The organism is Paenibacillus sp. J31R34 (assembly GCF_059383715.1).
In genome coordinates this window covers 116,687-141,854 of the sequence record NZ_JBXENU010000006.1, presented here as the reverse complement: position 1 = coordinate 141,854, position 25,168 = coordinate 116,687, and the positions used below count along the sequence as shown (strand labels likewise).

Here is a 25,168-nt window from a genome sequence, read left to right as displayed (position 1 = left end):
AGCGAAGCGGCGGGGAGGGGTTAGATGAAGGGGGAAGATGTGGAAGCAGCGTTTCGTGAAGGCGGTGCCGTTGACGAATGGTGGGAGGAAGCGAGGACAGCAGAGTCAGAAAAGCTGCCTATATCCTTGTGCATGATAGTTCGCGACGAGGAAAGGTTTTTGCAGGGCTGCTTGGAATCCGTCCTCCCCTATGTCAGTGAAATGATCGTCGTCGATACGGGTTCGGTTGACCGGACGGTGGAAATCGCGCAATCATATGGCGCACGGGTACTGCAAGCCACATGGCATAGCGATTTTTCACAGGCTCGCAACAAAGGGCTGGAGGCAGCTGTGCAGCCATGGATTTTAGTGCTGGACGCCGATGAACGGCTGGAGCCGCTGCAGCTGGAACAGTGGCGGATGCTGCTTGCTGATGAGGAGCGATTCGGCTATTATGTCCAGCTTATTAGCCGGGTAGGGTGCGAAGGGGCGGAAGATGAGCTGACGGACGCGGTATGCCGTCTGTTCCGCAACGATGAGCGGATTCGGTTTGCAGGCGCTATCCATGAGGAGACGGCGACAGCTGTTGCTGTGCTGGAACGGGGCGGCCTGCCGCTTGCTCCGGTTGTCGTGCGTCATGAGGGCTATCGGGATGAGGTTATAGCCGCACGGGGCAAAAAACAACGGAACGCCGCTATTTTGCAAAACGCCTTGCGGCGTAATCCCGCAGATCCCGTCCTGCGCTATGCAATGGGCACGGAATGCTGTACCTATGGCGATTGGGAAAAAGCGATTGGCTGGCTCGAACCGCTGGCCGCCGAGCTGCTGCCGGATTGCGGCTATGCGTCGGATGTGCTGCTTAAGCTGAGCCGCTCTTGCCTAGCAATGGGGATGGCGGAAGCAGCGGCGCATTGGGTGAAAAGGGGAGTCGAGGCATTCGGCTACGCCGACTTCCCTGATTTATATGAAGCTTGGGCGGCAGCACTGCTGGAATTGGATTTTGCTGAGGAAGCGTTAAAAAAGCTGGAGATAGCGCTTAAGCTTGGAACGGCATCCAGCTTTTATTCGTCAGCCGCGGGAGCAGGGAGCTACCGGACCATGTGCGGAGCAGGCTTTTGCCATGAGCGGATGTATGAGTGGCAAGCGGCTGCTGACCGCTACGTGTCCGCAATTCAGGCGAGGCCAGACTATGCTCCGGCTTGGGAACGGCTGCTGCTGTTAGGTGCGTGGGACGAAGGGTTACGCAGCAAATGGCTGCTCGCGAGCACAATTCTTCTTCAAGCAGATAAAGGTGAAACGTCGAAGCAGGGAGGCCAGGCGGGAGAAGGGCTGAAACAGCAGACGCTGTTGAACCACCTGCTGAGCAAGCTTGCTTATATTGGCTTGGAGCTGCAGCCGGAGGTATCCGCCCAGCTTATTGGGGCGTTGGTGGAACGTGACGAGCATGTATTTTGGCGTGGCTTGCTGCTTGTTCAGCAGGGCGACAAGGCTGGCGGTTCCCAGCTATGGCAAAGCCTGCCCGTCGGGGAATGGCGGGAGGCTTATACGGCTGCGCTGGACTCGTCAGCGGGCGATGACTCAGTTAGTGCGGGAGGCGGAGCCGACTCCGCACTGGTGACACAGGCGCTGCATCATGTGCGCGCCTGGCCAGCGCTTTGCGCCAGCGGCGCGCCGGCGGATGCGCCGCCGCTGGCGTGGTGCAGCCTGCTGCGCATGCAGGCTGCAAGCCCGGGCCGCCGGCCAGCAGCTTCGCCGCTGGCCGAGGCCCTGCTCGCGCCCGCAGCAAAGCTGGCCGCGGGCGCTTTCGCAGCAGCGGCAGGCGCCTGGCCTGCTGCCGCTGTGCACTTCACGGCGGCGCGAGCCACTGCCGCGCCGCCCTGGCTCGCGCGCGCGGCGGCCTCCGGCGCAGCCGCCGCCTACGCGTCCCGCGCCCGGCTGCTATGCGGCGGCCGGGCGGACAGCCCCGCAGCGCGCGGCGTCATTCCCGCGCCCGCGCCGCTGCAAAGCGAAGCCGAGCTGATGCAGCGCATCAGCTCGGCCTTATTCCCCTTGCGGCTGCTATAATGGCAGTCGCTTCCTTTATGAATGGCATGATGATTGTAGTTGAAAAAGTTTCACAGCGTCAATGCTCTGGTGTTAGGTCGCTGCATTCTGCCCAAGCTTCTCAAGCTGGGCCGCAATTAGGCGCTCCCACCTGCTGCTCCATCTCGCTTCATCGAAGGCGAGCGCGGTTTGACGTGCGGCAGCAGCCATTTCGCCCCGAAGAGAGGCGTCTCCAAGCAAGTCGCATATCGCTTCGTAAAGCGGCACCCAGCGAGGCGGCACGAGGCGCCCGTTCAAACCATCGATGACGATGTCATTGAGCCCGCCGATATCCGTGGAGACGACGGGTACGCCGCAGCTCATCGCTTCAAGGCACGAGAGGGAGGTTCCCTCGGAATAAAGCGTAGGAATGACGGCAATATCTGCCGCATGATAGGCATCTTGCACGGTATCAAAGCTGTAGGTCCGCACGAGGATCCGCTCCTTATGCGGCTGGGCCTCTATCCAGAGCTGAAAAGCGGCAGCGACAGGAGTATGGTCCAGCAGCTCCCCCGCGAACTCCACGGTCACATTTGTAAAACGGTCCAGCAGCTTGTCTGTTACGAGCATCATCGCTACAACACCGCGCTCATAGCTCAGCCTCCTTGGATAGAGCACACGCAGCGGCTTAGGGGCCGTTACTTCTTTTCCATAGGTCTGACCCGCAGCTTCTTTAGATGACAGGCGATTTGCCGATTTCTCGTTTTTTGGCCGAAACTGGCTAGTGTCCACCGGATTTGGCAGCAAGGCTATTTTGGAGGAATCGTCAAACTCGCAGGTGGCGCGGCAATAGGTTTGAAAATGCGAGTCGACCGACACGATCAGGTCGAGCTGGCGGATGGCGCTGCCGATTATGGCGGCGATGTTCGCTTTCGTTTTCAGCTCCATGCGGCTGTAATCCCAGTTGATGCCATGGCAGATGCCGATGCTGCCAGAACGGTAGGCAATGGGCTGCCAAATGCAGCTGGCATATATAATGAGACCCTCGGCGGCATCCGCCATACGCTCGAAGGCGGCAGCCAATGCGTCCACCTCATACGTCCAGCCGCGGACCGGACTCCCTTCGTAGCTGGTGGAGAATTCTCCATAATAAGAGAGCTGGTAGACGAGCGGGCGCAGCCCCATCCTTGCAATGGTGCGGCACAGCAGCCCTACATAACGCTCGAGCCCGCCACCGAAGGGCCGGGTATACTGCTGCTGATAGGCATTCAAATAGCTATGGGTCAAAATCGTAACGTCGGCCCGTGCTTCCCCATTGCCCATCCTTCTACTCCCCCTTCGGTATCATTCGCTCCGCCCAGCGAACAAGCCGGGGGTTCGGATCAAGAATCGAGGCATAGTGGGCGAGGCTGCCCCATTGGCCCTCCGGGTCAAGCTGCATGTACCGCTCATATTTTTGAAGGCGCTGCGCCGCACTTCCCGCCCATCCGAAATGCTTAATGCGCAGCTCCGTCAGCGCACCGGGAAGCGCGCTGCATGTGAGTGGGAGTCGCGGCACATGATGGGCCCATTGCGGATAGGCATAATGATAGCCGGGCAAGTAGCGAGTGAGCGTCACCGTCGGACGCTGATGCAGATTCCACCAGGCATCCTCTCGGTAATGCGTCACAGACCCCCAGAAATCATACATGCGAAAAGCTACCCAGTCATACGCTCCCTGATTGATCAAGCTTCGCATTTCAGTCTTGGCGGTATCCTCATAAAATTCGTCCGCATCAACCGCCAGCAGCCAGTCGGGTTCGGTTTCCTCGGCTGCCCGCCACAGCATTTGGCGCAGCCGCCATTCACAGCCGAACAGCCGCTCCTCATTTTCCACCAGCCTCACAACTTTGCGGCAGGCTTTGCAAATATCGACGGTTGCATCGGTGCTTGCATCGTCCACAATGACGATTTCATCGACGAAGCTGGACAGGTCGGCAAGCAGCGATTCCAAATAGCGGCCCTCCTCATTGCGTACTTGCATAATAGCGGTGAGCTTATTGCCTGTCGTTTTGCGAGGGATGCGAAATGGCTTTAAGCCACTCATGGTTGAACCTCCCTATCGCGATGGTGCGCCTGCTCCATTACGATATGATCGAGCTTGGCAAGCTCGATGATGTTGCCAAGCGCTTCGATGTTAGTCTCCGCCGCGATAAGACAGCAATGGATGGCTTCATGGCGCTTGCCCTGGAGCAGCAGCACCGTGCCGGTCATCAGCTGAAACTGCTCGCGTTCCGCTATGCTCCCCAGCGGCTCTTTAGACAGCAGCAGGTAGGCGCTTTCCAGCCTGCCGCTTTGCAGGTAAAGCTCAGCAAGCAGCTTGCGGGCTTCCGGATCGGCTTGCAGTGGCTCAAGCCTTGTAATCGCCGATCGATAATCATCGTTGAGCTGGTACAGCAGTGCCTCTGCTAGGTGGTGCTTGCCGCCGTCCATCCACCGGAGCAGCCGCTCGCCCTGCAGCTGCTCTTCATCAGAAAGCGCTGTGTGCAGATAGGTGCGCACCGCTTCATCTATCAATCCCAGCTCCAGCTGCATGGCGGAACGAAACCGATAAATATGCTGCAGCGCCTGCTCGCGCCCATCCAGCACGGCTTGCTCAAAGGCGGCGAGCAGTTCGCCTTGCGCTCGCAGACTTTCGCCAGTCAAGTAGCGATACACCGCATGGAAAAAAAGCTGGTCCGTCAGTCTTCGCCTATAACCGGCTGGAATGCCAGCTTGATCATCTTCCTCCCTCGCCGCCGCTTGCCTACTTTGTCGCAGCGTCGCAGCCTCTTGCTCACCTTCAGCTCGATTGTTCTGCTCCAGCGCCGCCGTATCTGCCTGCTCCCTTGCTTCAGCAAGCCGGCCCGCGGCCCGCGTTTTGTCGGCTTGCTCCTCATGCCAAATGGCGCGGTAGCGCTGCTGCAGCCGTATGAGCATCTGTGATTCATAGCCGTCGATATGCCATTCAATCGCTTGTCTCGCCAGCAGATCGGACGTTTCATCGGTGCCATCAAGCAGGAAAATATCGCGGCGGCAAAAGGCCTGCTCCAAATAAAAGGCTTCGGTGGCAGCAACGACGAGCGTCGCCCGCGCGCACAGCCAGCTGCGATAGGAGCGCCATCGCTCTGCTTCCTGCGGCTCTGAATCGGGAAGATAGGCGATCAGGCTGCGCGATGCAAGCGGTGCTGCAATATGTGTCCAGCAAGGATGGAGCACAAGCGCGCAGGTGCGGTCCCAATCCAGCTCAGGCAGACGAGCGAGCGATAGGGGAACGATAGACGCGGCGCTTGCCCAGCCCGGGAGCGCGTCCTCGGCGATCATATAGATTTGACGCTGCTCTCCGAGCTTAGCCAGCCAGTCGCGCTCCGCCGCCGGGAACGCTCCAAAGCGGCTGTAGGGAAAAATAACGATCGGCTTCCCAGTCATGATGTCTTCACCATCCGTTCAGGTTGCAAGGGCTACTGGCAGCACGCGCCATGCCGCGAGCAAATACGTTATTGATAGAACCTATGAAAACAAAGGTTGATCACATGCCATCTATTTTATTAACCATGCGGATGATCTTATAATTTTGCGGGATTTTGTGTATTATAGAAAGATATCTATTTTCGTGGGAAAGGTTGGTCACAATGGAAAACAACGTGGACACAAAGCTGTCATCCTCTAACTTTATAAAAAATATTGTGAGCGAAGATTTGAAGACCGGCCATGTCCAGGAAATCGTGACGCGCTTTCCGCCGGAGCCGAATGGCTATTTGCATATTGGGCATGCGAAGTCCATTTGCTTGAATTTTGAGCTGGCTGATGATTTCAAAGGCAGAACGAATCTGCGTTTTGACGATACGAACCCGGTTAAGGAAGATACTGAATACGTCGATTCCATTCAGGAGGACGTAAAGTGGCTGGGCTTTGATTGGGACGAGCTGCGTTTTGCCTCGGACTATTTCGAAGAGCTTTATAATCGCGCAGTGCTGCTCATTAATAAAGGCAAAGCATACGTATGCGACCTGTCCGCCGAGCAAATCCGCGAGACGCGTGGCACGCTGACACAGCCTGGGCAAAACAGTCCTTACCGTGAGCGCAGTGCAGAAGAGAATATCGATCTGTTTGCCCGTATGCGCGCAGGAGAATTTCCTGACGGCTCGAAGGTGCTGAGAGCGAAGATCGATATGGCTTCGCCGAATATCAACCTGCGTGATCCCGTGCTGTACCGTATCGCTCATGCCCACCATCACCGGACTGGCGATGCTTGGTGCATTTATCCGATGTATGACTATGCTCATCCGATCAGCGACGCAATTGAAGGCATTACGCATTCCATCTGTACGCTGGAGTTCGCCGATCACCGTCCGCTCTATGACTGGGCTATTGCCGAATGCGAGATGCCGGCAGTGCCTCGTCAATACGAGTTCGCCCGCCTGAACGTCACGAATACCGTGATGAGCAAAAGAAAGCTAAAGCAGCTTGTCGACGAGAAAGTGGTAGACGGCTGGGATGATCCGCGTATGCCGACGATCAGTGGTCTGCGCCGCAAAGGCTTTACGGCGGAAGCTATTCGCGCCTTCTGTCGCGAGATCGGGGTTGCGAAGGCGAACAGCACGGTCGATGAGCGGATGCTGGAGCATTTTATCCGTGAGGACTTGAAGCTTAAGGCGCTTCGGACGATGGCGGTATTGCGACCGCTCAAAGTCGTTATTACGAACTATCCTGAAGGCCAAACCGAACTGCTCGATGCAGAGAATAACGCCGAGAACGAAGACATGGGCATTCGTCAAATTCCGTTCGGTCGCGAGATTTATATTGAGCAGGACGATTTTATGGAAAATCCGCCGAATAAATATTTCCGCCTGTTCCCTGGCAATGAGGTGCGTCTGAAGCATGCTTATTTCATTACTTGCCAAGAGGTTGTGAAAAATGAAGCGGGCGACGTTATTGAGCTTCGCTGCACATACGATCCGGCAACGAAAAGCGGCTCGGGCTTCAACGCCCGCAAGGTAAAGGGCACGATTCACTGGGTGGAGGCGTCACAGGCAGTTCCGGCAGACTTCCGTTTGTTCGAGCCTCTTATTACGAATGAAGCAGAAGAGGAAGGCAAGCCGTTCCTTGAATGCATCAACCCGAATAACCTTGAGGTGCTTCAAGGCTTCGTGGAGCCGAATATGAAGGATGCCGAAGGACAAGCGAAGTTCCAATTTTTCCGTCACGGCTATTTCAATGTAGATCCGAAGGATACGACGCCGGAGAAGCTGGCTTTCAACCGTATCGTTTCGCTGAAAAGCTCTTTCGATCCAGCCAAAGCATAAGTACCGCATCAGCTTAAAAGCAAAAGCCGTGAACGTCTGCCTGTCAGGCAGTCTTCACGGCTTTTTTTACTGGCAAGAAAAAGAAGCATAAGGCAGGGCCAGCCCTGAGCTATGCTTCTTTGCCCGCCATTCAGGCGGCTAATCCCTAAAGCAGGTTAGCAGCTTGGCTGCGGGGGTTCTGCGCTTTGCTTTCGGTGTTTTGTCAAAATAGCCGAGATGCAGCGTGCCGGCAATTCTCTCATCCGCCTTAACGCCAATAGCACGATGAAATCGGGGATCCCAGTTGTAGTCATGCGTCTTCCATACGACACCAATCTGCCGTTCCCATGCCAGCAATTGTACATTTTGAATGAGAGCGGAAGCAGCCATCAGCGCTTCCTCCCACTCTCTTTGCCGGGGATGGGCTTTGACGACGACAATTAGATGGGCTTGTATAAGAGAGCAGTATTGCGTCTCGATCCAAGTGCCCCATTTTTCAAGCATCTCCTTGGGTTGGGTTAACCTTACAGCATCCGCAAACTTGCTTCGGCCGTCTCCCGTAAATAGAATAAAACGCCAAGGCTCTTTGGAGGAATGAAACGGTGCCCACACCGCGTCCTCCAGCAATTGCTGAATCGCTGCTTCTGTCAGCGGCTCGCCGTTAAAATCGCGGATCGTTCTTCTGCCTGTAATCGTAGAGCGAACGCCGAGAGCCTCATGCTCCATCTTCATTTTCTCCATTGGTGAGGCTGTTTACAATAAACGGAAGCATCGCTTCTAGTGTCGTTGGATCATTAAATGCAGCAGACCCTTTTTCCATGTAGAAAACACGGTTCGCTTGAACGGCCGGCAGCCCTTTCCATATTTCCGTTTCATACGTCGGGCTTGTGTCACTGCTCTCGCTTGTATCTGGCGTAGTGAAGATGTAGTCTCCCGCGAAGTCGGCGACCCTCTCAAGCGAAATTTCCTTGGAGCCAAGCTTGACATCGAAGTCAGCAGGTACCTTGAGCCCAAACTCGTCGTACAAAATTTCGGTTCCGCGTCCAAAGCCTTCGCCGTAAATATATACGCCTTTATTGTGAGGGCTTAGCACCGATACGGTTTTATCGCCAACTGCCTGCAGCACTCTCGGCTTAGCCTCGGCGATTTTGGCTTCCCAGCCAGCAACCCACTGCTTGGCCGCATCCTCGCGGTTCGTCAGCTTGCCGAATTCGATTAATTGCTCTTTATAATTTTTCTCTCCATAGTTTACGGTAACAACCGGAGCAATCTTCTTAATCTCATCCAGGTTTTCCGTATTAGCCAGCGCTACGATAAGATCCGGATTCAAGGAGATAATTTTTTCGATCGAGAAAGCGCCCCATGCTCCGATATCTTCCATTCCGTCAATTTTTCCTTCGTATAGCGGGTTCTCCATCGTCATGCTCGGCGCCCCGACCGGATTAATGCCAAGCACCATAAAGTAGCCGACATAAGCGTGGGTGAGGACTACAATTCGTTGGGGATTGCGGGGAACCTCGACTTCGCCGTCTGCTCCCGTGTAATTCATAGTAGTCGCTTCCGATTGCACAACATTGCCTGCAGTATTGCCAGACGTCGCTACAGCATTGTTTGCTGCACCAGTGTTGCCTGTTGCCCGATTTCCTGCTGCCGTTCCTGAGCACGCGCTCAATAGCAGCGTGAGACATACCAGTAGTGTCAACGCCGCTGAGTTTCTTTTGTTCCTAACCAATTGAAAATCCCCTCTGCTCTCGTATTGATAACCATTATCACTTCGAGCTTTAATATAACGTTTGAGCTTGGCTGGAACAATGGACGATCTTAGCATCAGGAATGGATTATGTTGTTTGATGTTATTGCGCTCCGCCGACTCACGCTCACGATACTTAAGCGGCGATAAACCGGACTGTTTCTTGAATATTCTACTGAAATAATAGACATCGGAATAACCGATAGCCGCAGCGATGTCCTGCAAGCTCGCATCCGTGTGGTTGAGCAGGTGGCGAGCTTTGCCCACTCTTAAACGAATCATATATTCAATAGGACTGCAGGAAGCGTGCTGCTTGAATATACGTGAGAGATGGCTGGGACTGCAATCCAGCATAGACGCCAGCTTGTCAAGTGTAAGGGGTTCCGCGTAATGCTCATGGATATACCGCAAAGCCTGTTCGGCTGGATCAGCCGGAATGATTTTTACCGCCTGCTCGCGAAGCTGCCGTGTAAGCTCATATATGAGCTGATAGAATAAGGTTTTGGCATGAAGCTTCTCCACATTCCCCAGCGTGTTCCAAGCATGCAAGAGAAGCTCAAGCTTGTCGAACAGCGACAATGGATAGGAGGGAATACAGCCGTATTGTACCTGAAAAGGGTAGGCTGGCGAATGGATAGGGTGTTTGTGCGGGTCGCCGGGCAAAGGAACATTGGCTTTATACAGAACAAGATAGTAGTCAAACTGCTCTGCTGCGAGGCGAATATCCAGCAGCATCCCTTTGCCGCCATGCAGCGCGAACATGCCGTTCACCTCATATTCCGTAAAATCAAGTGCGATGTGCGCCGCACCGCGCACGGCAAAGAGGAAGCCGTTTGCTGGAAGCTGATAGACTGGCGGCGTATCGCTTCCCCGCAACGACACGAACCTGACATCCATCAGCTTCACCGACGCCTGTGTCCATAAATGAGCATGCTCATTCCATTCCATCTTGCACCCCCATTCATCGTCTGTTCCACATGTTTCTTTCATTTTACTGATAATCATTATCATAATCAATAAGCGTCGTTTTTTAAAATCAGATTTTAGACGGCAGAAGTTTATTTAATACGAGCAGGCAGGGGGCTTTTGGGGAGCTTCTTCCGGCTGTTGGGTTGACAAATTTAGGGGATACTCTATATGATATTGTAAATTCACGACAACATCCATGCATCGGCCTGGGCTGAGCTTAGCTGTTGTTGGAATTTTTATTGTGGTTTAAATTATTTTCAGCCAAAACAAAGACAGGAGCGAAATGAATGAAGAAACTGGAGATAAAAGGAATAGGGACGATAAGTGCTTTGAAAGCGGTCACTTATATTACCATTATCCCTGCCGCACTTTTATTTTTAATAGGATTAGCGATGCTGCTGATCGGAATAGCGGTAGGCGAGCCTGGCTTATGGGGCATTGGGTTAGCCTATACTATTATGCCGGTCTTTATCATTGGAATGTACGGCGTTATCAGCATGGTTATTGCACTTCTGTATGGTGTGCTTGCTAAGAAGTTTGGTGGACTGGAGCTTATTGTGGAAGAAAAGAATGAGCTTGTATTCAATGGACCTTCAGGGAACGGTTACCAGCAAGGGGCTCCTGCTCCTATCAATCCTCCAGGCAGCCCTCATGATGCAGAGAACCAAATTCAGCTGACCAAAACGTCACCACCGCCATTGCCCAACCAATTCCGAAATACAAATCAGGATTAGAATAATAATAAATAATAACAGCGGCAGCCTATAGTTTTAAGGTGATGCGTGGTTGTCACAGTGGATAAAATCCTTCTTCATTTCGAGAAGGATTTTATTTTGCCTATCGTGTTGTTGAGCTATGCATCCTAATTCAGCGAGTGGATGAAAGAGGGGTTTTTATATTGGATCGAGCAGTAGTGAGAGAGTCGCAGCGAGTCGCTGTTGAGGCAGCAAAGGAAGCGGGGGAATTGCTGAAGAAGCTTTTTGACAAGCTGGATACCCGTACCTATAAGCAAAAGGACAAGCATGGGGACTTGGTGACGGAAGCCGACCACAGGGCGGAAGAGATTATTTTGGGCAAAATTAAGCAGAGCTTCCCTGAGCATCACATCATATCGGAGGAAGCAGGAGACAACCACCTTTCAAGCGACTGGCTATGGCTCGTTGATCCGCTGGATGGGACGAACAATTTTGCCGTCGGAATGCCCTTATTTGCCGTTTCCATTACGCTCATGTATCAGCGGGAGGCTGTGATGGCGGTTATTTATGAGCCGATGACGGATCGCTTGTATGAGGCGGTGGCAAACGGCGGTTTTCGCTGCAATGGCAGAATCATTAGATTAGGTGAGCCGCGTGCTTTCAATAGAGCGACAGTTGGCTGGATTCAAGGGCATAAAGTGCAGCAAGAGCCGCGGGCGGTGAGGCTGCGCCAGCATCTTGATGGGAGCACCAAGCGAATGATGCGGCTGTGGGCGCCTACCTTGCAATGGACGATGCTGGCAAAGGGCGATTTGGATGCGATTATTTTGTACAACTCGGAGGGCGAGGACCTTTATTCGGGAATGCTCATGGTGCGCGAGGCGGGCGGCAGCATTACCGACTTTGAGGGCAGGCCTTTCACGGGCATGAGCAGCGAGCCCTATTTGATTGCGTGCCATCCGCAGCAGCTGCCTTTTTTTCGCGGTCTTGTGCATAATGGCCTTGTTGGGAAGTAAGCGACAAAGTTTAATATTCTGCTAGAACAAGCTGGCAGCAGCAGGAGGTTTATGAAATGAATCCATCTATTCAAGCAGGGTTAATAGGGCTTTGCATCGGGGATGCGTTAGGGGTTCCCGTGGAGTTTCGCAATCGGAAGGCGTTATTGAAGGAGCCGCTAATGGATATGATCGGTTACGGCTCGCATCAGCAGCCGCCGGGTACTTGGTCGGATGATGCGTCCTTGACCTTATGTCTGGTGGAGAGCCTGGCTCATTGCAAAGGCGTTGATGTGCATGATGTGGCGCGGCGTTTCGTGGAATGGAAGCGGGGCGAGCGCTGGACGCCGCATGGCGAGGTATTCGATATAGGCATAGCGACGAGCGAGGCGATTGCCCGGCTTGCGAGTGGGGTAGAGCCTGAGCTGGCAGGCGGCAGTGGCGAATACAGCAATGGCAATGGCTCATTGATGCGTATTTTGCCAATGGCCTACTGGCTGCTAGATGCTAGCATAGAGGAGCGATCGGCTGCGGTTGGCAGGGTGTCGTCGTTAACCCACAGGCATCCTTTATCGATTATGGCCTGTGTTTATTACACGGAGTATGCCGTACAACTATTGAAGGACCATAGCCCACAGGAGAGTTATGCTGCAACGAATCGGGCGTTTCAGCTATTTTATGCAGGGGATAGTCATCTGGAGCGTTTTGAACGCCTGCTTAATGGGCAGCTGGCAAATCTGAACGAGGACAGCATTGCTTCGTCGGGCTATGTCATGCATACACTCGAAGCAAGCATCTGGAGCCTGCTTACGACGGGCAGCTATGCGGAAGCCGTGCTTCGCGCTATTAATCTAGGGGAAGACACGGACACGACAGGCGCGGTAACAGGCGGTCTTGCAGGCATCTATTACGGCCTATCATCTGTTCCCTCGCATTGGCTGGAAAAGCTTGTACGGGCGGACGAACTATTCCAGCTATGCGACAGCTTTAACGAAGGGCTTGCAGAGCAGAAGCGATAGAGCCCTCTAGCGTTAGGGGCGGCGGCATTGCCTATTAATGGCTGGTTGCTCTAGCAAAACGATTGCGCGGCAGCGGCAAGCCAAAATGCTCCCGCAGCGTAACGCCTTCATAGTCGGTGCGGAAAAGGCCGCGCTGCTGCAAAATTGGCACGACCCGGTCGACAAACAGCTCCAGCCCATCCGGCAGCAGCGGAGCCATCAGCATAAAGCCATCAGCCGCCTGCTCGGCAAACCATTCCTCCAAGGTGTCGGCGATTTTCTCGGCGGTGCCGACGAGATGGTCGCCGCTGAACGAGCCTGTGAGAAAGGAATACACCTCACGCAGTGTCGGATTTTCCCGGGCGATGACCGGCTGATGCTTGAGGTAGTCCGTTTTGTTCAGCTTAATGCGGTCGAGCCCGACTTCAACAGCACGTGATTCCAGCGTGCAGCCGGAGAAGTCGATTCCCTGAAAATAATCCGCCAGAAAGCCGATGCCCTGTTCCTCTGTAATCAACGCCTCCAACTGCTTTAGCTTCGCCCGCGCTTCCTCTTCGGTATCACCAATAATCGGCGAAATGCCTTGCAAAATATAAATATCCGCAGGTTTGCGTCCCCATTTAGCTGCTTTCCCTTTAAACGACTGGTAGAATGCCTGCGCTTCTTCCTTGCTGTGCTTGATCGAGAAAATGATTTCCGCCGTTCGCGAGGCGAAGTCCTGTCCGGCTTCAGAATTTCCGGCCTGTACAAGCACAGGATGCCCCTGCTGCGAGCGGCCAATATTTAGTGGTCCTTCCACCGAGAAAAACTCGCCCTGATGCTGGAGCCGATGCAGCTTCTCCTTGTGGAAAAACTGCCCCGATTCCTTGTCGCGGACGAAGGCATCGTCCTCCCAAGAATCCCATAAGCCTTGCACGACTTCAAGAAATTCCTCCGCCCGCCTGTAGCGCAGACTATGCTCGAAATGCTCATCTCTGCCAAAGTTACGCGCTGTATTCCCAGACAAATCCCGTGTAGTGACCATGTTCCAGCCAACCCTGCCTTTGCTTATCTGATCGGCAGACAGGAGCAGCCGGGCCAGATTGAAAGGCTCAATATATGAGGTTGATGCGGTGGCGACTACACCGATGTGCGTCGTGGCGCACGCTAAAGCGGTAATCAGGGTAATTGGCTCAAACCGGTTTACAATATTCGGGTGGGATTGCTCATTAATTGCCAAACTGTCCGCGATAAAAGCGATATCGAATTTTCCGCGTTCAGCGGTTTGGGCGAGCTTCCGGTAATAGTCGATATCGATGCTGGCATCCGGCTGGGCACCCGGATGGCGCCAGCCCGCCACATGCATGCCTGTGCCGACCAAATAGGCGGATAATTTTATTTGCCTGTGCTTCCGCGCGGCTTGTTGGGACATGTCAAGCTCCTCCTTGATAGATGGATTTAATTTTGTAGTGAACAGGGTGGAATAGTTTGCTTTAATTTATCACCTTCATTTTCTAGCGTCAATCCCGATTATTGCCAAAAAAAGAAGTTGACACCGTCGGGCAATTGCTTTAAATTTATAAAACAAATAGGAATAGTTGGTTTTTGGCGATAAGCCCGATAACTAGTTGACCAGAACACTGGAAACTAAACTCTCCACCGAGCGGATTAAACGGTGCTGAAGTTTGGTTTTTTTTATTTAAATATAGGAAAGTATATGATTTCGCCATACTTTCTCTATATTTCTCGGACTGAAACGCGCCGCGCCGCCAAAGGATGGCTTTCGGCCGTTTCACCTTGAATTCTAAGAATATATAAGTTTCATCCTTATATCCGCTTAGAATTTTCCGACAAAGCTCTTCGCTCGTCCCGGAAGGACGACGAATTCGTTTTTGCTTATCAGGGAGGAGAGGAGTTTTTCAGCATGATCGTCATAAAGGATTTGCACAAAACCTACACAAGCGGAAGCAGCACGATTACCGCCTTGGACAACATTAACCTGACGATTGATAAGGGGGATATTTTCGGCATTATCGGCTTTAGTGGGGCAGGCAAGTCTTCGTTGATCCGCTGTCTGAACCGGCTCGAAGAGCCTGATTCGGGTTCGATCGAAATCGGTGGAAAGGTGCTGACGGATCTGTCTGGCAAGGAGCTGCGGCTGGCTAGGCGCAAGATTGGGATGATTTTTCAACAGTTTAATTTGCTAGATTCACAAAATGTGTTTCAAAATGTCGCTTTTCCCCTTCAAATAGCCGGTTATCCGAAGCCGTTCATTCGGGAGCGCGTGCGGGAGATGCTGGAGCTGGTTGGACTGTCCGACAAGGAGCATATGTATCCGTCCCAGCTCAGTGGCGGGCAGAAGCAGCGGGTGGGCATCGCCCGGGCACTTGTGAATGAGCCGGATGTGCTGCTCAGCGATGAGGCGACCTCAGCGCTTGATCCGCAGACGACCTACTCCATTCTGGAGCTGCTCCAGGATATTAACCGCAAGCTGAAGCTGACGATCGTCTTAATTACGCATGAGCTGGATGTGCTCCAGCATATTTGCCGCCATATGGCGGTCATCGAGCAGGGCTCTATTGTGGAAACAGGGACGGTTGACAAGCTGTTTATGAATCCCGTCAGCTATACTGCCCGCCGATTCGTCAGTATTATCGACTATTACCGTGACAAACGGTCGATTATGGAGGGGCTGGGAGCAGGAATATGAGAGATGATCTGTTCGAGCTGTTAGGGGAGGGACTGCTGGAGACGCTGTATATGGTCGCTTGGTCTTCGGTATTTGCTTTGATCATTGGTATTTTGCTAGGCATTACACTCGTCGTCAGCGAGAAGGGGGGTATTCTGGAGGCGCCAATCATCAATAAAATCATGGGGACGGCGATTAATGGCGTGCGTTCGCTGCCTTTTATTATTTTAATCGTGCTGCTGCTGCCGTTGTCCCGGCTCATTGTCGGCACCTCGCTTGGCCCGACAGCAGCTATCGTCGCATTATCGATCGGAGCTTCGCCCTTCCTGGGCCGTATTATTGAAAACTCCTTGAAGGAGGTAAGCGCGGGTAAAATTGAGGCGGCCAAAGCGATGGGAGCTACGCCGCTAACGATTATATTCCGCGTACTGATTCCCGAAGCGCTTCCGGCGCTTGTTCGGGGCATGACCATCGCTGTCATCGCCATTACGGAATTTACAGCGGTGGCAGGAGCGATTGGCGCAGGGGGACTTGGCAGCCTGGCTATCCGCTTCGGCTACCAGCGGTTTCGCGAGGATATTTTAATTGCGACCGTTATTGTCATTATTTTGCTGGTGCAAATCATTCAACTGTCAGGCGATAGCTTGGCTAAAGCGATTTTGAAAAAACGTCATCTGGGGTAGCCTTAGCTCCCCTCAAACCTAAATAGAGAAAGCAGGAGAGTAACCATGAAAACGATGAAAACAACGAAATGGACCTTTATATCCGCCCTTATTCTTATGTTCAGCCTTATCGTCTCAGGCTGCGGCACCGCAGCAAATAATGCCCCGGCAAGCTCGCCGGAAGCAAGTGTCTCCGCAAGCCCTGCCGAGTCGACCCAGTCGCCGGAAGCTTCCGCTTCAGAAGCCCCGCAGGAGGCAGTCACGCTTAAAGTAGGGGCTGCGCCAGTGCCGCATGCCGAAATTTTGGAGTTTGTTAAGCCGCTGCTTAAGGAGCAGGGCGTGAATTTGGAAATCGTTGTGCTCGATGATGAAGGCCAGCTCAATCCGGCACTGTTTGAGAAGCAGATCGATGCGAACTACTTCCAGCACATTCCGTACCTGGACTCGATTAAAGGGGAGAAGGGTTATGATTTTGCAGTAACCGCGAAGGTTCATGTTGAGCCAATTGGCTTTTATTCCGAGAAGCTGAAATCGAAGGATGACATTGCGGATGGCGCCACCATTGCGATTCCCAATAACCCATCGAATGAATACAGAGCGCTGGTGCTGCTTGAGCAGCAAGGGCTGATTAAGCTGAAGGAAGGCTTGGAAAATACGTACGAGGCAACGCCGAAGGACATTGTAGAAAATCCTAAAAATCTCAAGTTTGAGGAAGTGGATTCGGCTACCTTGCCAAGGGTATTGCCCGATGTAGATGGTGCTATTATTAATACGAACCTGGTTTTGGAGGCGGGCATTGATCCGAATACTGCGCTGTTCCGGGAGGATGCAGAATCGCCCTACGCCAACATTATCGTTGTTCGCAGCGGCGATGAGAACCGCGACGAAATTAAGAAGCTGGATGCGGTGCTCGTATCGCCCGAGGTGAAAAAATTCATTCAGGACAAATACGGCGTGGCGGTTGTGCCAGCTTTTTAAAGCGGCCAATCGACAAGCCAAGCTTGGCCAAACCAAGAAAAGTATGTTCCGTACCGCTACCTGCGGGAAAGAGCATGCTTTTTTTATATTATGAAAAAGTTCACAAAGCTTTCACTTATGTGGAGCTATCCGCTCTCTATATAATTACAACGGTAAACAGAAAGGATGATGGAAATTGCCAGCTACTAAAAAAGAAGGTTTTTATTTTGGTTTGATGATGTGCTTGGGGATGGTCATATTCATGACCTTTTATAATCTCTATACAAATGGCTTGTTTGGAACAGTGACTGTAGCAGAAATACTTTTTCAATTGGTTGTATGCTTTATCGTGGCTGCCTCGCTCGAAATCGTTATTGTCGGCCCAATAGCTAAGAAGATAGCTTTCGCTCTCCCGTATGACAAATCTAAAAAGATATTTGCCGTTGTGTCACTATCTTTTTTCATGGTGATTGGAATGGTTCTCTGCATGTCGCTATATGGCTTGGGGACGGCTTACTATTTCAACAGCCTCAATGGGAGCTCCTTACTTGAGAGTTACTATTCCTTAGTGATTAAAAATTTTGTGTTTGCTCTGCCCTTACAGCTCCTGATTGTAGGACCGCTTGTGCGGTATTTATTTACTAAATTCGTAAAAGGTAAAATTTCTTCGGTAGCTTTAAGCTGAATTAAAGGCTACAGCTTGGCTTTATTTCATTTAAACCAGCCCTTCTCCTTAAAACGGGTAATCGCCTCAATCCGATTGCTCACGCCCAGCTTATCCAAAATGACGGAAATATAGTTGCGCACGGTGCCATTGGTCAAATAAAGCTGGTCGGCGATCTCCTTCGTATTTTTGCCGTCGGCGATGAGGCCGAGCACTTCCTTCTCCCGTTCGGTGAGCGGGTTTTCCTGCCCGTAGGCGTCGTCCACCAGCTCGGGCGCATAAATGCGGCGGCCGGTCATGACGCTGCGTATGGAGCTGGCCAGCTCCTCGCTTGGGCTGTCTTTGAGCAAATAGCCGCACACGCCGGCCTTGAGCGCACGGTCGAAATAGCCGCTTCTGGCGAAGGTGGTCAAAATGATAACCTTGCAGCCCAGCTGGCGAATTTCTTCTGCTGCCTCCAATCCGTTCTTGACCGGCATCTCAATGTCCATAATGCAAATGTCCGGCTTGTGTAACTGGACGAGCGTGATCGCTTCTTCGCCATTTCCAGCTTTACCGACCACGGTCATATCATCCTCCAGCTCAAGCAGGGAAGCGAGTGCCCCCAGCAGCATCCGCTGGTCTTCGGCGATTACAATTCTTATCATAGAGAGGACTCCTTTTCCGGCTTCTGGACGACATTTGGCGCTTTAATGACGAGCATCGTGCCGTCGCTGCAAATAATGTCCAGGCTGCCATTAATAAACTCCAGTCTTTCCTTCATTCCCCTAAGGCCATTTCCTCGGTAATAGCTGCGCGATTCCTTGCCGCCCGTAGCAATGCCCGTGCCATTGTCTTGAACGCGGACAATGAGCTCCGTGCGGGTTGGTTCAATCTCGACCAGACATTTGGTAGCGGAGCTGTGCTTGACAATATTCGTCACCGCTTCCTTGAGACACATGCTGACGACATTTTCGGCAAGCAGTGAAGTGTCGGTATGCGACGGGTCGCCTTCAACTATAAGCTGGATATCAGCAGCCTTCAAAATTTGTTTTACCCGAAAAAGCTCATCCTCAAGCCGTGTTCCACGCATTTCCGTAACAAGCTCCCGTACTTCCTTGAGCGCCGTGCGCGCCGTTTGGCGCACATCATCGATTTCCTCCTGCGCCTTGGCGGGATTTTTCTGCATCAGCTTGCCCGCCAGATCGCTTTTCAGACCTATGAGCGACAGCTTCTGCCCGATCGTATCATGCAGGTCGCGGGCGATCCGCTGCCGCTCCTCCAGCTTGACGAGCTCGGAAATCCGCTTGTTGGCATGCTCAAGCTCGCCTTCCAGCTTGTCCCGCTTATTGCGGTTGTACGTATTGACCGGAAGTAAAATGACCCCGATCAAGCTAATGAGCACGAAGGGGAATTGCGCGAGAAAGACCGGATTTTGCACAGCCAGCCCATAGTTGATGCTCAGGAAGGTCGTGACGATATGAATGGAATACAGCGTAAAGAAGCCGATGCGGTTCTGGATATTGCCGATAAAATAAGCGAGAAAGATGGAGAAATACACATAGCCAAACATGAGCGTCATCGCGATGGAAATAATAATTTGGATGCTGGTCCAGAAATAAACCTGCCAGCCCTTGGACATGAAGGAAAGCATATAGCAGATGAAAAATAAAACGATCATCACAATACCGGAAGTCGCTTGGTAGGGCGATGAGTTGCGGAAAATAAAGTAGAAGGGCAGGATGTAAAAAACGACCCATACATAGGGGCTGATTCCCGTATTTTTATGAAAAATATGATGCCATTTTTGCATATGCGTCCCGCCTTTTCAAATCGCTGTTACAGCATAAGGAGCTGCTTTGAAGCTATTTTAACATAAAAGAGGCTCGCGCATTTGGTTCCGCGCAGCCTCTTTCGTGTGTATATCTTTGTACCTGCTAGCCAACGCGTCTTGTATCCAGCTTGGTGCTTGCCGCACGCGGCTTGCGCAGACGATGCTTCATGCCTTTAAAGCTGACGAACATGTTGTTCTCTTCATCCCATAAGCGGAAACGCAGTGCCGTCAAGCTAGTTTTAAGAGTAATCGTCGTTGCCTGCTGAAGCGGAACGGATGAGTTGTGCGCATCCTCTAAATAGTAGTTAGGCACTTTCGGGCTCAGGTGATGCACATGATGGAAGCCGATGTTGCCGGTAATCCATTGTAATGGACGGGGAAGCTTGTAATAAGAGCTGCCTTCAACGGCTGCTTTTACGTAGCTCCACTCATCTTCATTTTCAAAATACGTATCTTCGAACTGATGTTGAACGTAGAACAGCCAAATGCCGAACAGTCCGGATAAAAACATAACGGGCAGCTGTACCATGACGAATGCCTGCCAGCCCAGAAGCCAGCTAAGACCTGCATATAAAGCAACAATCGAAACATTGATCAAATACGTGTTGAGGCGTTCCTGGCGTCTAGCGCCTTTACGGTTGAAACGGTATTGAATAAGAAACACAGCAATCGGGCCAAGGCCAAACATAACGACCGGATGGCGGTAAATACGATAGAAAAGGCGGCGCAAAGGCGTTGCTGCAATATATTCATCTACGGTCATAATCCAAATGTCGCCAATACCACGCTTGTCGAGATTGCTGCTCGTTGCATGATGGATGGAGTGGCTGTATTTCCACTGTTGGAAAGGGACGAGGGTAATAATCCCTGTTATCGTGCCGACGATAGCATTTGCCCGTTTGCTCTTGAAGAATGAACCGTGACAGCAATCATGGCAAATAATAAAGGTCCGAATGACAAAGCCTGCAGTAATTAAGGAAAAAACAATCGTGAGCAAATAAGAGATTGGCATGACGGCATACGCCGCGTACCAGAAAAACCCGAGTGGGAGTAAAGTATTGATTAATTGTCGTATGCTGGTTTTCATATTCACTTTTTCGTAAGGGGCAAGACTCTTTTTCAAGCTCGCTTGCTTGGCTTTCTGATCCATAATGAAGCTCCTCCTTCAATAACAAGACGTACATCCTCTGTTAAAGATGCCCGTAACCTGCTAGCTATATTTATATTGTAAAGAAAAATGTCATGCGCCATAAGTCATAAACGTCAGTAAAGCCATATGACATATGTCATATGGGAACGCTTCTAGATGCCCATAAATGCATGTTTTTAACAATATTTTTGCAGGTGCTGGAATATCTAGAGGTCGGTTGGATGGGGGCGAGGCGAATAGGCTATGCCGAATAGCGTTTGTATAAGAAAATTATAGCGTATGTGCATTGAAGGCAGGGTGGGGGATAGGCTAAACTTGATCTCGTCATTTGATAATGATAATCACTGATTTAAAGGGGAGTCGAACAGGGATGATGCAATGGGGGAAAAAGAGGTTCAAGGGTAAAATGACGGTGCTCACGCTGCTGGCGTTAGCCGTTATCATAGCGCTCGCGGGTTGCGGTTCGCAAGGCGAGACAGCTGTTAATACGGAGGCTAGCGATGCAGCGGCTACTGTAAGCCCGTCTCCTGCTAGAGCGGATGAGTCGGCAGCTGCGGAGCAGGAAGCGGAAACGCGAGTGCTTCAGGACGAATTTGGCGAGGTAACGGTTCCGGCACATCCGAAGCGCGTAGCGGCACTTTATTTGGAGGACTATTTGTCGGCGCTTGGTGTAACGCCAGTTGTCCAGTGGTATCACCCGAATTGGGGGACGCAGGAATATTTGAAGCTGGATTTGCCAACGTTTGATATTTCGGGCAATATTGAAGCGCTGCTTGAAATGGAACCGGACTTAATTATATTGGACGGCGGGGCAGACAAAGCCAAATACGATTTATATTCTAAAATAGCCCCTACCTACCGTTTGCCGGAAAGTATTTTGCTTGATTCTCAAGCGATTTTGACGACCATTGCGGACGTCCTGAATATGAAGGAACAGGGAGATCGTGTGATTAGTGCTTACGAGCAGAAAATAGCCGATGCCAAGGAGAAGCTCCATACAGCGCTTGGCGATGAATCCGTAGCGGTCATTCGTTTGAATGTGGAAGATAGCACCTTCGCATTGTTCGGCGTGAACAACCGTTTTATTGGCTCCATATATCCCAATCTGGGTCTTACGCCTAATACATGGTCGAAGGATATGGAGGAATTTCAAAAGATTTTAACAGAAGAAAGCTTACCGGATCTCGATGCCGACCACATTATTCTTTTATTGTCCAATGGAACTTGGGATTCACCTGAAAATCAGGAAGCGCTGAAGCTTCTAGACAGCAAGATTTGGCAGGCTATCCCCGCAGTGAAGGCAGGGCATGTACACCGGGTGGAGAGATCCTATTGGCAGTCCGGTGGCATAACAGCAAATGCCATGAAAATCGATGATATTTTGAAAATGTTCGTCAAATAAATAACGCTTGAGTAGCTGCCCTATTCAAGAAATGAAGAGGAAGGTCCATCTGTGCATTGATGGGCTTTCTTTTTTCATTTATACTAGTTGTGAAAATCATTCTCATTTACTTTGGCATGTACAGGCATAACACGTGCTGTTTGCCAAGACATCCTAAGGGGGATATGAATTGAGCGACGAGGAAAATAAGCCGCAGTTGCGCCATGCGATATTCTATAGGCTGACTGCTATACAATATAGGAACGTAGAAAATGGACAGGAGCAGGTGCTGCCCACCGCTGATGACCATATCATCTTGATAGTGACGGGCGGAGCTGGAACGCTTTACGTAAATGGCGAGCGGCATGCTCTGGGCCGTGGCGCCTGTTTTATTTTTGGCCCGGGTACGAGGATGGAGTTTGCAGCTGGTGGATTTGAGGGCGGAGCAGAGGGGCTGTCGTTCTACTACCTTGCCTTTGATGGAATTGGAGCGGAGCCCACGGCTGTCCCTTTTCCTTGTCTGGGCGAGGTTTCTTGCAAGCCTTTCTCCTATTGTATGAGCGAGCTGCAGGCGCTCCATGATAAGCGGGAAGTGGAGGATGAGCTGGAAGCTTTCCGTCATGACATCAGATTTCAGCAGCTTCTATTATTCATCATGCAGCAAAATCTGCCTCTGCGCACAGAAAGCGGCGAAAGGCGAGCGATGGAACAGTCCATTGCCCATATTCGGCAAAACTTCCGGGAAGAGCTGACGGTAGACAAGCTTGCCGATCATGCAGGCATGGTGCGCTGGCGCTATTCCCGTCTATTCAAGGAGCTGACGGGCGAAATTCCGCTGCATTATTTGAACGAGGTACGTGTAGAGCAGGCGAAAAAGCTGCTGGCAAGCTCGGATGATCGGCTGTTCCGCATCGCGCAAAGCGTCGGCTATAGCAATGAATATTATTTTAGCCGCCGCTTCAAGCAGTCAGTTGGCCTTACACCGGGCCAATATCGCCGCCATCAGCGGGAAAATATTCGGGTCTTTGCACCTTTTATCGAGGATTATTTGCTGGCGCTTGGCATCAGGCCCATTATGCAATTCAGCCACGATCATTGGGGGCGGCAGGAATATCTTGGCCTTGATGATGTGCCAGAATTTAATGTGGACACCGATAACGAGGCGACCTTGTCTAGCTTTGCGCCGGAATTTATTTTGATGGATACGGGCATTGAACGGTGGGGCATGGACAAGCTTGCCAGCCTTGCACCGAGCATCCAGCTTTCCTATAAAGGCGAGGAATGGCGTTCAACGCTGCATAGCATTGCGGATTTGCTCGGGAAGGCTGAGGAAGTAAGCCCTGTTATTGCTGATTATGAAAATAAAGCGGCTGCCGCCAAGGCAAAGCTGCTGCGGGCGGTGAAGCGGCAGACGGTCGCTTGTTTGCGTTTGTCGGCCGATAGAGTGCAGTTGTATGGCGGTCCTGACCATGGCTACACCGGCCCGGTGCTTTATCGCGATTTAGGGCTGAGCCCGCATTCACTCGTAGAAAAGCTGGCTAAAGGTCTGCGGTTCGTTGAGCTGTCAATGGAGGAGCTGGCGCTGCTTGACGCCGAACATCTGTTTATTACCATTGATACGATTGCGGGCAGGCAAATCGAGCTGCTGCAATCGCCGCTCTGGCGGTCGCTGCCCGCCGTGCGAAATGGCAGCGTATATGAAGTCGATTTTTTGTCGTGGATGAATTATGGCGTGCTTTCCCATCATAGAAAAATTGACGATGTGCTGCGCGCATTGTGTTAAGCCAACGATGGCTTGCGACTGAAGCGGCAAGGTAGGCAGACAATTTCCAGCTGCGGTGGTAAAATGTTGATAATATGACGCTAAGGAGAGCGGTTTATGGCAGGGGAAACGTATCGTATTCGCGATGCCGTGCAGGAGGATTTGTCCGGCATTGTAGCTATATATAATTCAACGGTTGCATCTCGCCAGGTTACAGCGGATTTGGAGCCGTCAACGGTGGAAGCAAAGCAGGCTTGGTTTGACGAGCATGCGCCGGATACTAGGCCGCTCTGGGTAGTGGAAGAGGATGGAGAGCTGCTGGCTTGGTTCAGCTTTCAGTCATTTTATGGACGACCCGCTTATCAGGCAACAGCCGAAATCAGTATCTACATTGACGAGCAGCACCGTGCACGCGGTTTGGGAAGCATGCTGCTGAAGCATGCGCTGGAGGCATGTCCGACCTTGCATATTCGGACGCTGCTCGGCTTTATTTTTGCCCACAATGCTCCTAGCCTGGGCCTGCTTGGCAAGTTCGGCTTTGAGCAATGGGCGTACATGCCGAAAGTGGCGGAACTGGATGGGGTGGAGCGCGATTTGGTTATTATGGGGCTGCGAGTTGGAGAAAGGACGAAAGGGGAAAAATGATGCAGCAAGGAAATTGGAAATATTGGTTTCGCGTATGGATTCATCCCCGTCAGACGGTTAGGCATTTTCTCAAGAATCCGGGACCATTCTGGTCGCTTGTTGTAATTGCTTTATTCAGTGGCATCTTTCAGTTTTTGGATACAGGGGCGGATAATGAGTGGGGTAATCATATTTATTTGGGCTTGCTATTGCTGCTGGCGGTTTTAGTTGGCGCACCGCTTGGAATCGGGGGATTATTTTTATCCGGCGTTTTGTATAAATGGGTGGGCTCGTGGTTCGGCGGCACTGCCACCAGACATCAGATGTACATTGCATTTGCCCGTGGCGTTTTGGCGCCTTCCGTATTAATCGGACTGCTTTGGATTCCGCAGTTTGTGCTATTAGGAAGAAGGAGCTTTACCGATACGCTTGTATATTCGGGTGGACTGGCCTCGGGGCTTGACCTTCCAGGCGGCGTGCTGATGGCTCTTAGCCTGCTGTTCGCGATTATTAAAATTGGCTTGACCATTTGGGTGTTCATTATTATGCTGCATGCGGTCGGTGAGGCCCATCAGTTTTCAGCTTGGCGTTCACTTGGCGTTTCATTAATCATTATGTTCGCCGTATTCGTGCTTGTAATGATTCTTGTATTGCCTTTTTTAGTTATTGGCATAATCGCAAATTAGTGGATGCATTCGGCATCAAAATGTTTTATGCTGAATGAGGATGAATAAAACGGACAAACGGCAGGGGCCGTTAATCGAATGAAGGGAGCT

Annotated in this window: 22 protein-coding genes; 13 read left to right on the top strand and 9 right to left on the bottom strand. The window is 51.8% G+C overall.

Annotation, left to right across the window (positions count from 1 at the left end; translation table 11 throughout):
- The first annotated feature begins 24 nt into the window (after positions 1 to 24).
- Positions 25 to 2,043 carry a tetratricopeptide repeat-containing glycosyltransferase family 2 protein gene (locus AC50YG_RS17835; protein ID WP_494828275.1) on the top strand — a complete coding sequence of 673 codons (2,019 nt, stop codon included), beginning with the start codon at positions 25 to 27 and terminating at the stop codon, positions 2,041 to 2,043.
- A gap of 72 nt (positions 2,044 to 2,115) precedes the next feature.
- On the opposite strand, the gene AC50YG_RS17830 is transcribed toward AC50YG_RS17835, so the two are convergent.
- From AC50YG_RS17830 to AC50YG_RS17820, 3 genes are read right to left on the bottom strand one after another with little or no spacing between them, the layout of a single operon-like run.
- Positions 2,116 to 3,324, bottom strand: a complete 1,209-nt coding sequence (locus AC50YG_RS17830) for a glycosyltransferase family 4 protein (protein ID WP_494828274.1) — start codon at positions 3,322 to 3,324, stop codon at positions 2,116 to 2,118.
- A gap of 4 nt (positions 3,325 to 3,328) precedes the next feature.
- A complete protein-coding gene (locus AC50YG_RS17825) occupies positions 3,329 to 4,087 on the bottom strand; it encodes a glycosyltransferase (protein WP_494828273.1) in 759 nt (252 codons plus the stop codon).
- Complete coding sequence (locus AC50YG_RS17820) at positions 4,084 to 5,448, bottom strand: hypothetical protein (protein WP_494828272.1); 1,365 nt, start codon at positions 5,446 to 5,448, stop codon at positions 4,084 to 4,086. Before AC50YG_RS17820 ends, AC50YG_RS17825 begins: the two co-directional genes overlap by 4 nt.
- 203 nt (positions 5,449 to 5,651) lie before the next feature.
- Between AC50YG_RS17820 and AC50YG_RS17815 the strand changes: the two genes are divergently transcribed.
- Positions 5,652 to 7,325, top strand: coding sequence for a glutamine--tRNA ligase/YqeY domain fusion protein (locus AC50YG_RS17815; RefSeq protein WP_494828271.1), 1,674 nt, complete (start codon positions 5,652 to 5,654; stop codon positions 7,323 to 7,325).
- A 138-nt stretch (positions 7,326 to 7,463) separates the two neighbouring features.
- On the opposite strand, the gene AC50YG_RS17810 is transcribed toward AC50YG_RS17815, so the two are convergent.
- Together AC50YG_RS17810 and AC50YG_RS17805 are read right to left on the bottom strand one after the other, a co-directional pair.
- Positions 7,464 to 8,030 (bottom strand): nitroreductase family protein, encoded by a 567-nt coding sequence (locus AC50YG_RS17810; RefSeq protein ID WP_494828270.1) that lies wholly within the window; start codon positions 8,028 to 8,030, stop codon positions 7,464 to 7,466.
- Entirely contained in the window at positions 8,020 to 10,002 is a 1,983-nt protein-coding gene (locus tag AC50YG_RS17805; RefSeq protein WP_494828269.1) for an AraC family transcriptional regulator, read from the bottom strand. Before AC50YG_RS17805 ends, AC50YG_RS17810 begins: the two co-directional genes overlap by 11 nt.
- Positions 10,003 to 10,310: 308 nt before the next feature.
- Between AC50YG_RS17805 and AC50YG_RS17800 the strand changes: the two genes are divergently transcribed.
- The 3 genes from AC50YG_RS17800 (at position 10,311) to AC50YG_RS17790 (ending at position 12,732) form a co-directional block, all read left to right on the top strand.
- Positions 10,311 to 10,757 (top strand): hypothetical protein, encoded by a 447-nt coding sequence (locus AC50YG_RS17800; protein ID WP_494828268.1) that lies wholly within the window; start codon positions 10,311 to 10,313, stop codon positions 10,755 to 10,757.
- A gap of 164 nt (positions 10,758 to 10,921) precedes the next feature.
- Positions 10,922 to 11,734, top strand: a complete 813-nt coding sequence (locus AC50YG_RS17795) for an inositol monophosphatase family protein (protein WP_494828267.1) — start codon at positions 10,922 to 10,924, stop codon at positions 11,732 to 11,734.
- A gap of 56 nt (positions 11,735 to 11,790) precedes the next feature.
- Positions 11,791 to 12,732: an ADP-ribosylglycohydrolase family protein gene (locus AC50YG_RS17790; protein ID WP_494828266.1), complete on the top strand. Its 942-nt coding sequence runs from the start codon at positions 11,791 to 11,793 to the stop codon at positions 12,730 to 12,732.
- Between the two features lie 34 nt (positions 12,733 to 12,766).
- Here AC50YG_RS17790 and AC50YG_RS17785 read toward each other — a convergent pair whose 3' ends face one another.
- Positions 12,767 to 14,122, bottom strand: coding sequence for an LLM class flavin-dependent oxidoreductase (locus AC50YG_RS17785; protein ID WP_494828265.1), 1,356 nt, complete (start codon positions 14,120 to 14,122; stop codon positions 12,767 to 12,769).
- A gap of 492 nt (positions 14,123 to 14,614) precedes the next feature.
- Here AC50YG_RS17785 and AC50YG_RS17780 point away from each other — a divergent pair, with 492 nt between their 5' ends.
- From AC50YG_RS17780 to AC50YG_RS17765, 4 genes are all read left to right on the top strand, one after another.
- Positions 14,615 to 15,400, top strand: a complete 786-nt coding sequence (locus AC50YG_RS17780; RefSeq protein WP_473757130.1) for a methionine ABC transporter ATP-binding protein — start codon at positions 14,615 to 14,617, stop codon at positions 15,398 to 15,400.
- Positions 15,397 to 16,062, top strand: a complete 666-nt coding sequence (locus tag AC50YG_RS17775; RefSeq protein ID WP_494828264.1) for a methionine ABC transporter permease — start codon at positions 15,397 to 15,399, stop codon at positions 16,060 to 16,062. The genes AC50YG_RS17780 and AC50YG_RS17775 overlap by 4 nt, the downstream gene beginning before the upstream one ends.
- 54 nt (positions 16,063 to 16,116) lie before the next feature.
- Complete coding sequence (locus AC50YG_RS17770) at positions 16,117 to 17,019, top strand: MetQ/NlpA family ABC transporter substrate-binding protein (RefSeq protein ID WP_494828787.1); 903 nt, start codon at positions 16,117 to 16,119, stop codon at positions 17,017 to 17,019.
- 175 nt (positions 17,020 to 17,194) lie between these two features.
- A complete protein-coding gene (locus AC50YG_RS17765; protein ID WP_473757127.1) occupies positions 17,195 to 17,683 on the top strand; it encodes a DUF2798 domain-containing protein in 489 nt (162 codons plus the stop codon).
- A 26-nt stretch (positions 17,684 to 17,709) separates the two neighbouring features.
- Here AC50YG_RS17765 and AC50YG_RS17760 read toward each other — a convergent pair whose 3' ends face one another.
- The 3 genes from AC50YG_RS17760 to desA all read right to left on the bottom strand — a co-directional run bounded on the left by AC50YG_RS17760 (position 17,710) and on the right by desA (position 20,625).
- Complete coding sequence (locus tag AC50YG_RS17760; RefSeq protein WP_473757125.1) at positions 17,710 to 18,309, bottom strand: response regulator; 600 nt, start codon at positions 18,307 to 18,309, stop codon at positions 17,710 to 17,712.
- Complete coding sequence (locus AC50YG_RS17755; RefSeq protein ID WP_494828263.1) at positions 18,306 to 19,454, bottom strand: histidine kinase; 1,149 nt, start codon at positions 19,452 to 19,454, stop codon at positions 18,306 to 18,308. Before AC50YG_RS17755 ends, AC50YG_RS17760 begins: the two co-directional genes overlap by 4 nt.
- A gap of 124 nt (positions 19,455 to 19,578) precedes the next feature.
- Entirely contained in the window at positions 19,579 to 20,625 is a 1,047-nt protein-coding gene (gene desA, locus AC50YG_RS17750) for a Delta(5) desaturase DesA (protein WP_473757121.1), read from the bottom strand.
- 370 nt (positions 20,626 to 20,995) lie between these two features.
- On the opposite strand from desA, the gene AC50YG_RS17745 reads away from it, so the two are divergent.
- The 4 genes from AC50YG_RS17745 to AC50YG_RS17730 all read left to right on the top strand — a co-directional run bounded on the left by AC50YG_RS17745 (position 20,996) and on the right by AC50YG_RS17730 (position 25,078).
- Positions 20,996 to 22,027, top strand: a complete 1,032-nt coding sequence (locus AC50YG_RS17745; RefSeq protein WP_494828262.1) for an ABC transporter substrate-binding protein — start codon at positions 20,996 to 20,998, stop codon at positions 22,025 to 22,027.
- A 169-nt stretch (positions 22,028 to 22,196) separates the two neighbouring features.
- The gene (locus AC50YG_RS17740) at positions 22,197 to 23,789 is read left to right on the top strand and encodes a helix-turn-helix domain-containing protein (RefSeq protein ID WP_494828261.1); all 1,593 of its coding nucleotides are present in this window, start codon (positions 22,197 to 22,199) and stop codon (positions 23,787 to 23,789) included.
- 96 nt (positions 23,790 to 23,885) lie between these two features.
- Positions 23,886 to 24,413, top strand: coding sequence for a GNAT family N-acetyltransferase (locus AC50YG_RS17735; RefSeq protein ID WP_494828260.1), 528 nt, complete (start codon positions 23,886 to 23,888; stop codon positions 24,411 to 24,413).
- Positions 24,410 to 25,078, top strand: coding sequence for a YIP1 family protein (locus tag AC50YG_RS17730; protein ID WP_494828259.1), 669 nt, complete (start codon positions 24,410 to 24,412; stop codon positions 25,076 to 25,078). The genes AC50YG_RS17735 and AC50YG_RS17730 overlap by 4 nt, the downstream gene beginning before the upstream one ends.
- Positions 25,079 to 25,168 lie beyond the last annotated feature (90 nt).

Coding starts and splice junctions, on each gene's coding strand:
- AC50YG_RS17815 (WP_494828271.1), top strand. CDS start 5,652: ATGGAAAACAACGTGGACACAAAGCTGTCATCCTCTAACTTTATAAAA.
- AC50YG_RS17780 (WP_473757130.1), top strand. CDS start 14,615: ATGATCGTCATAAAGGATTTGCACAAAACCTACACAAGCGGAAGCAGC.
- AC50YG_RS17790 (WP_494828266.1), top strand. CDS start 11,791: ATGAATCCATCTATTCAAGCAGGGTTAATAGGGCTTTGCATCGGGGAT.
- AC50YG_RS17830 (WP_494828274.1), bottom strand. CDS start 3,324: ATGGGCAATGGGGAAGCACGGGCCGACGTTACGATTTTGACCCATAGC.
- AC50YG_RS17730 (WP_494828259.1), top strand. CDS start 24,410: ATGATGCAGCAAGGAAATTGGAAATATTGGTTTCGCGTATGGATTCAT.
- AC50YG_RS17810 (WP_494828270.1), bottom strand. CDS start 8,030: ATGGAGCATGAGGCTCTCGGCGTTCGCTCTACGATTACAGGCAGAAGA.
- AC50YG_RS17735 (WP_494828260.1), top strand. CDS start 23,886: ATGGCAGGGGAAACGTATCGTATTCGCGATGCCGTGCAGGAGGATTTG.
- AC50YG_RS17755 (WP_494828263.1), bottom strand. CDS start 19,454: ATGCAAAAATGGCATCATATTTTTCATAAAAATACGGGAATCAGCCCC.
- AC50YG_RS17825 (WP_494828273.1), bottom strand. CDS start 4,087: ATGAGTGGCTTAAAGCCATTTCGCATCCCTCGCAAAACGACAGGCAAT.
- AC50YG_RS17820 (WP_494828272.1), bottom strand. CDS start 5,448: ATGACTGGGAAGCCGATCGTTATTTTTCCCTACAGCCGCTTTGGAGCG.
- AC50YG_RS17760 (WP_473757125.1), bottom strand. CDS start 18,309: ATGATAAGAATTGTAATCGCCGAAGACCAGCGGATGCTGCTGGGGGCA.
- AC50YG_RS17770 (WP_494828787.1), top strand. CDS start 16,117: ATGAAAACAACGAAATGGACCTTTATATCCGCCCTTATTCTTATGTTC.
- AC50YG_RS17800 (WP_494828268.1), top strand. CDS start 10,311: ATGAAGAAACTGGAGATAAAAGGAATAGGGACGATAAGTGCTTTGAAA.
- AC50YG_RS17745 (WP_494828262.1), top strand. CDS start 20,996: ATGATGCAATGGGGGAAAAAGAGGTTCAAGGGTAAAATGACGGTGCTC.
- AC50YG_RS17775 (WP_494828264.1), top strand. CDS start 15,397: ATGAGAGATGATCTGTTCGAGCTGTTAGGGGAGGGACTGCTGGAGACG.
- AC50YG_RS17835 (WP_494828275.1), top strand. CDS start 25: ATGAAGGGGGAAGATGTGGAAGCAGCGTTTCGTGAAGGCGGTGCCGTT.
- AC50YG_RS17805 (WP_494828269.1), bottom strand. CDS start 10,002: ATGGAATGGAATGAGCATGCTCATTTATGGACACAGGCGTCGGTGAAG.
- desA (WP_473757121.1), bottom strand. CDS start 20,625: ATGGATCAGAAAGCCAAGCAAGCGAGCTTGAAAAAGAGTCTTGCCCCT.
- AC50YG_RS17785 (WP_494828265.1), bottom strand. CDS start 14,122: ATGTCCCAACAAGCCGCGCGGAAGCACAGGCAAATAAAATTATCCGCC.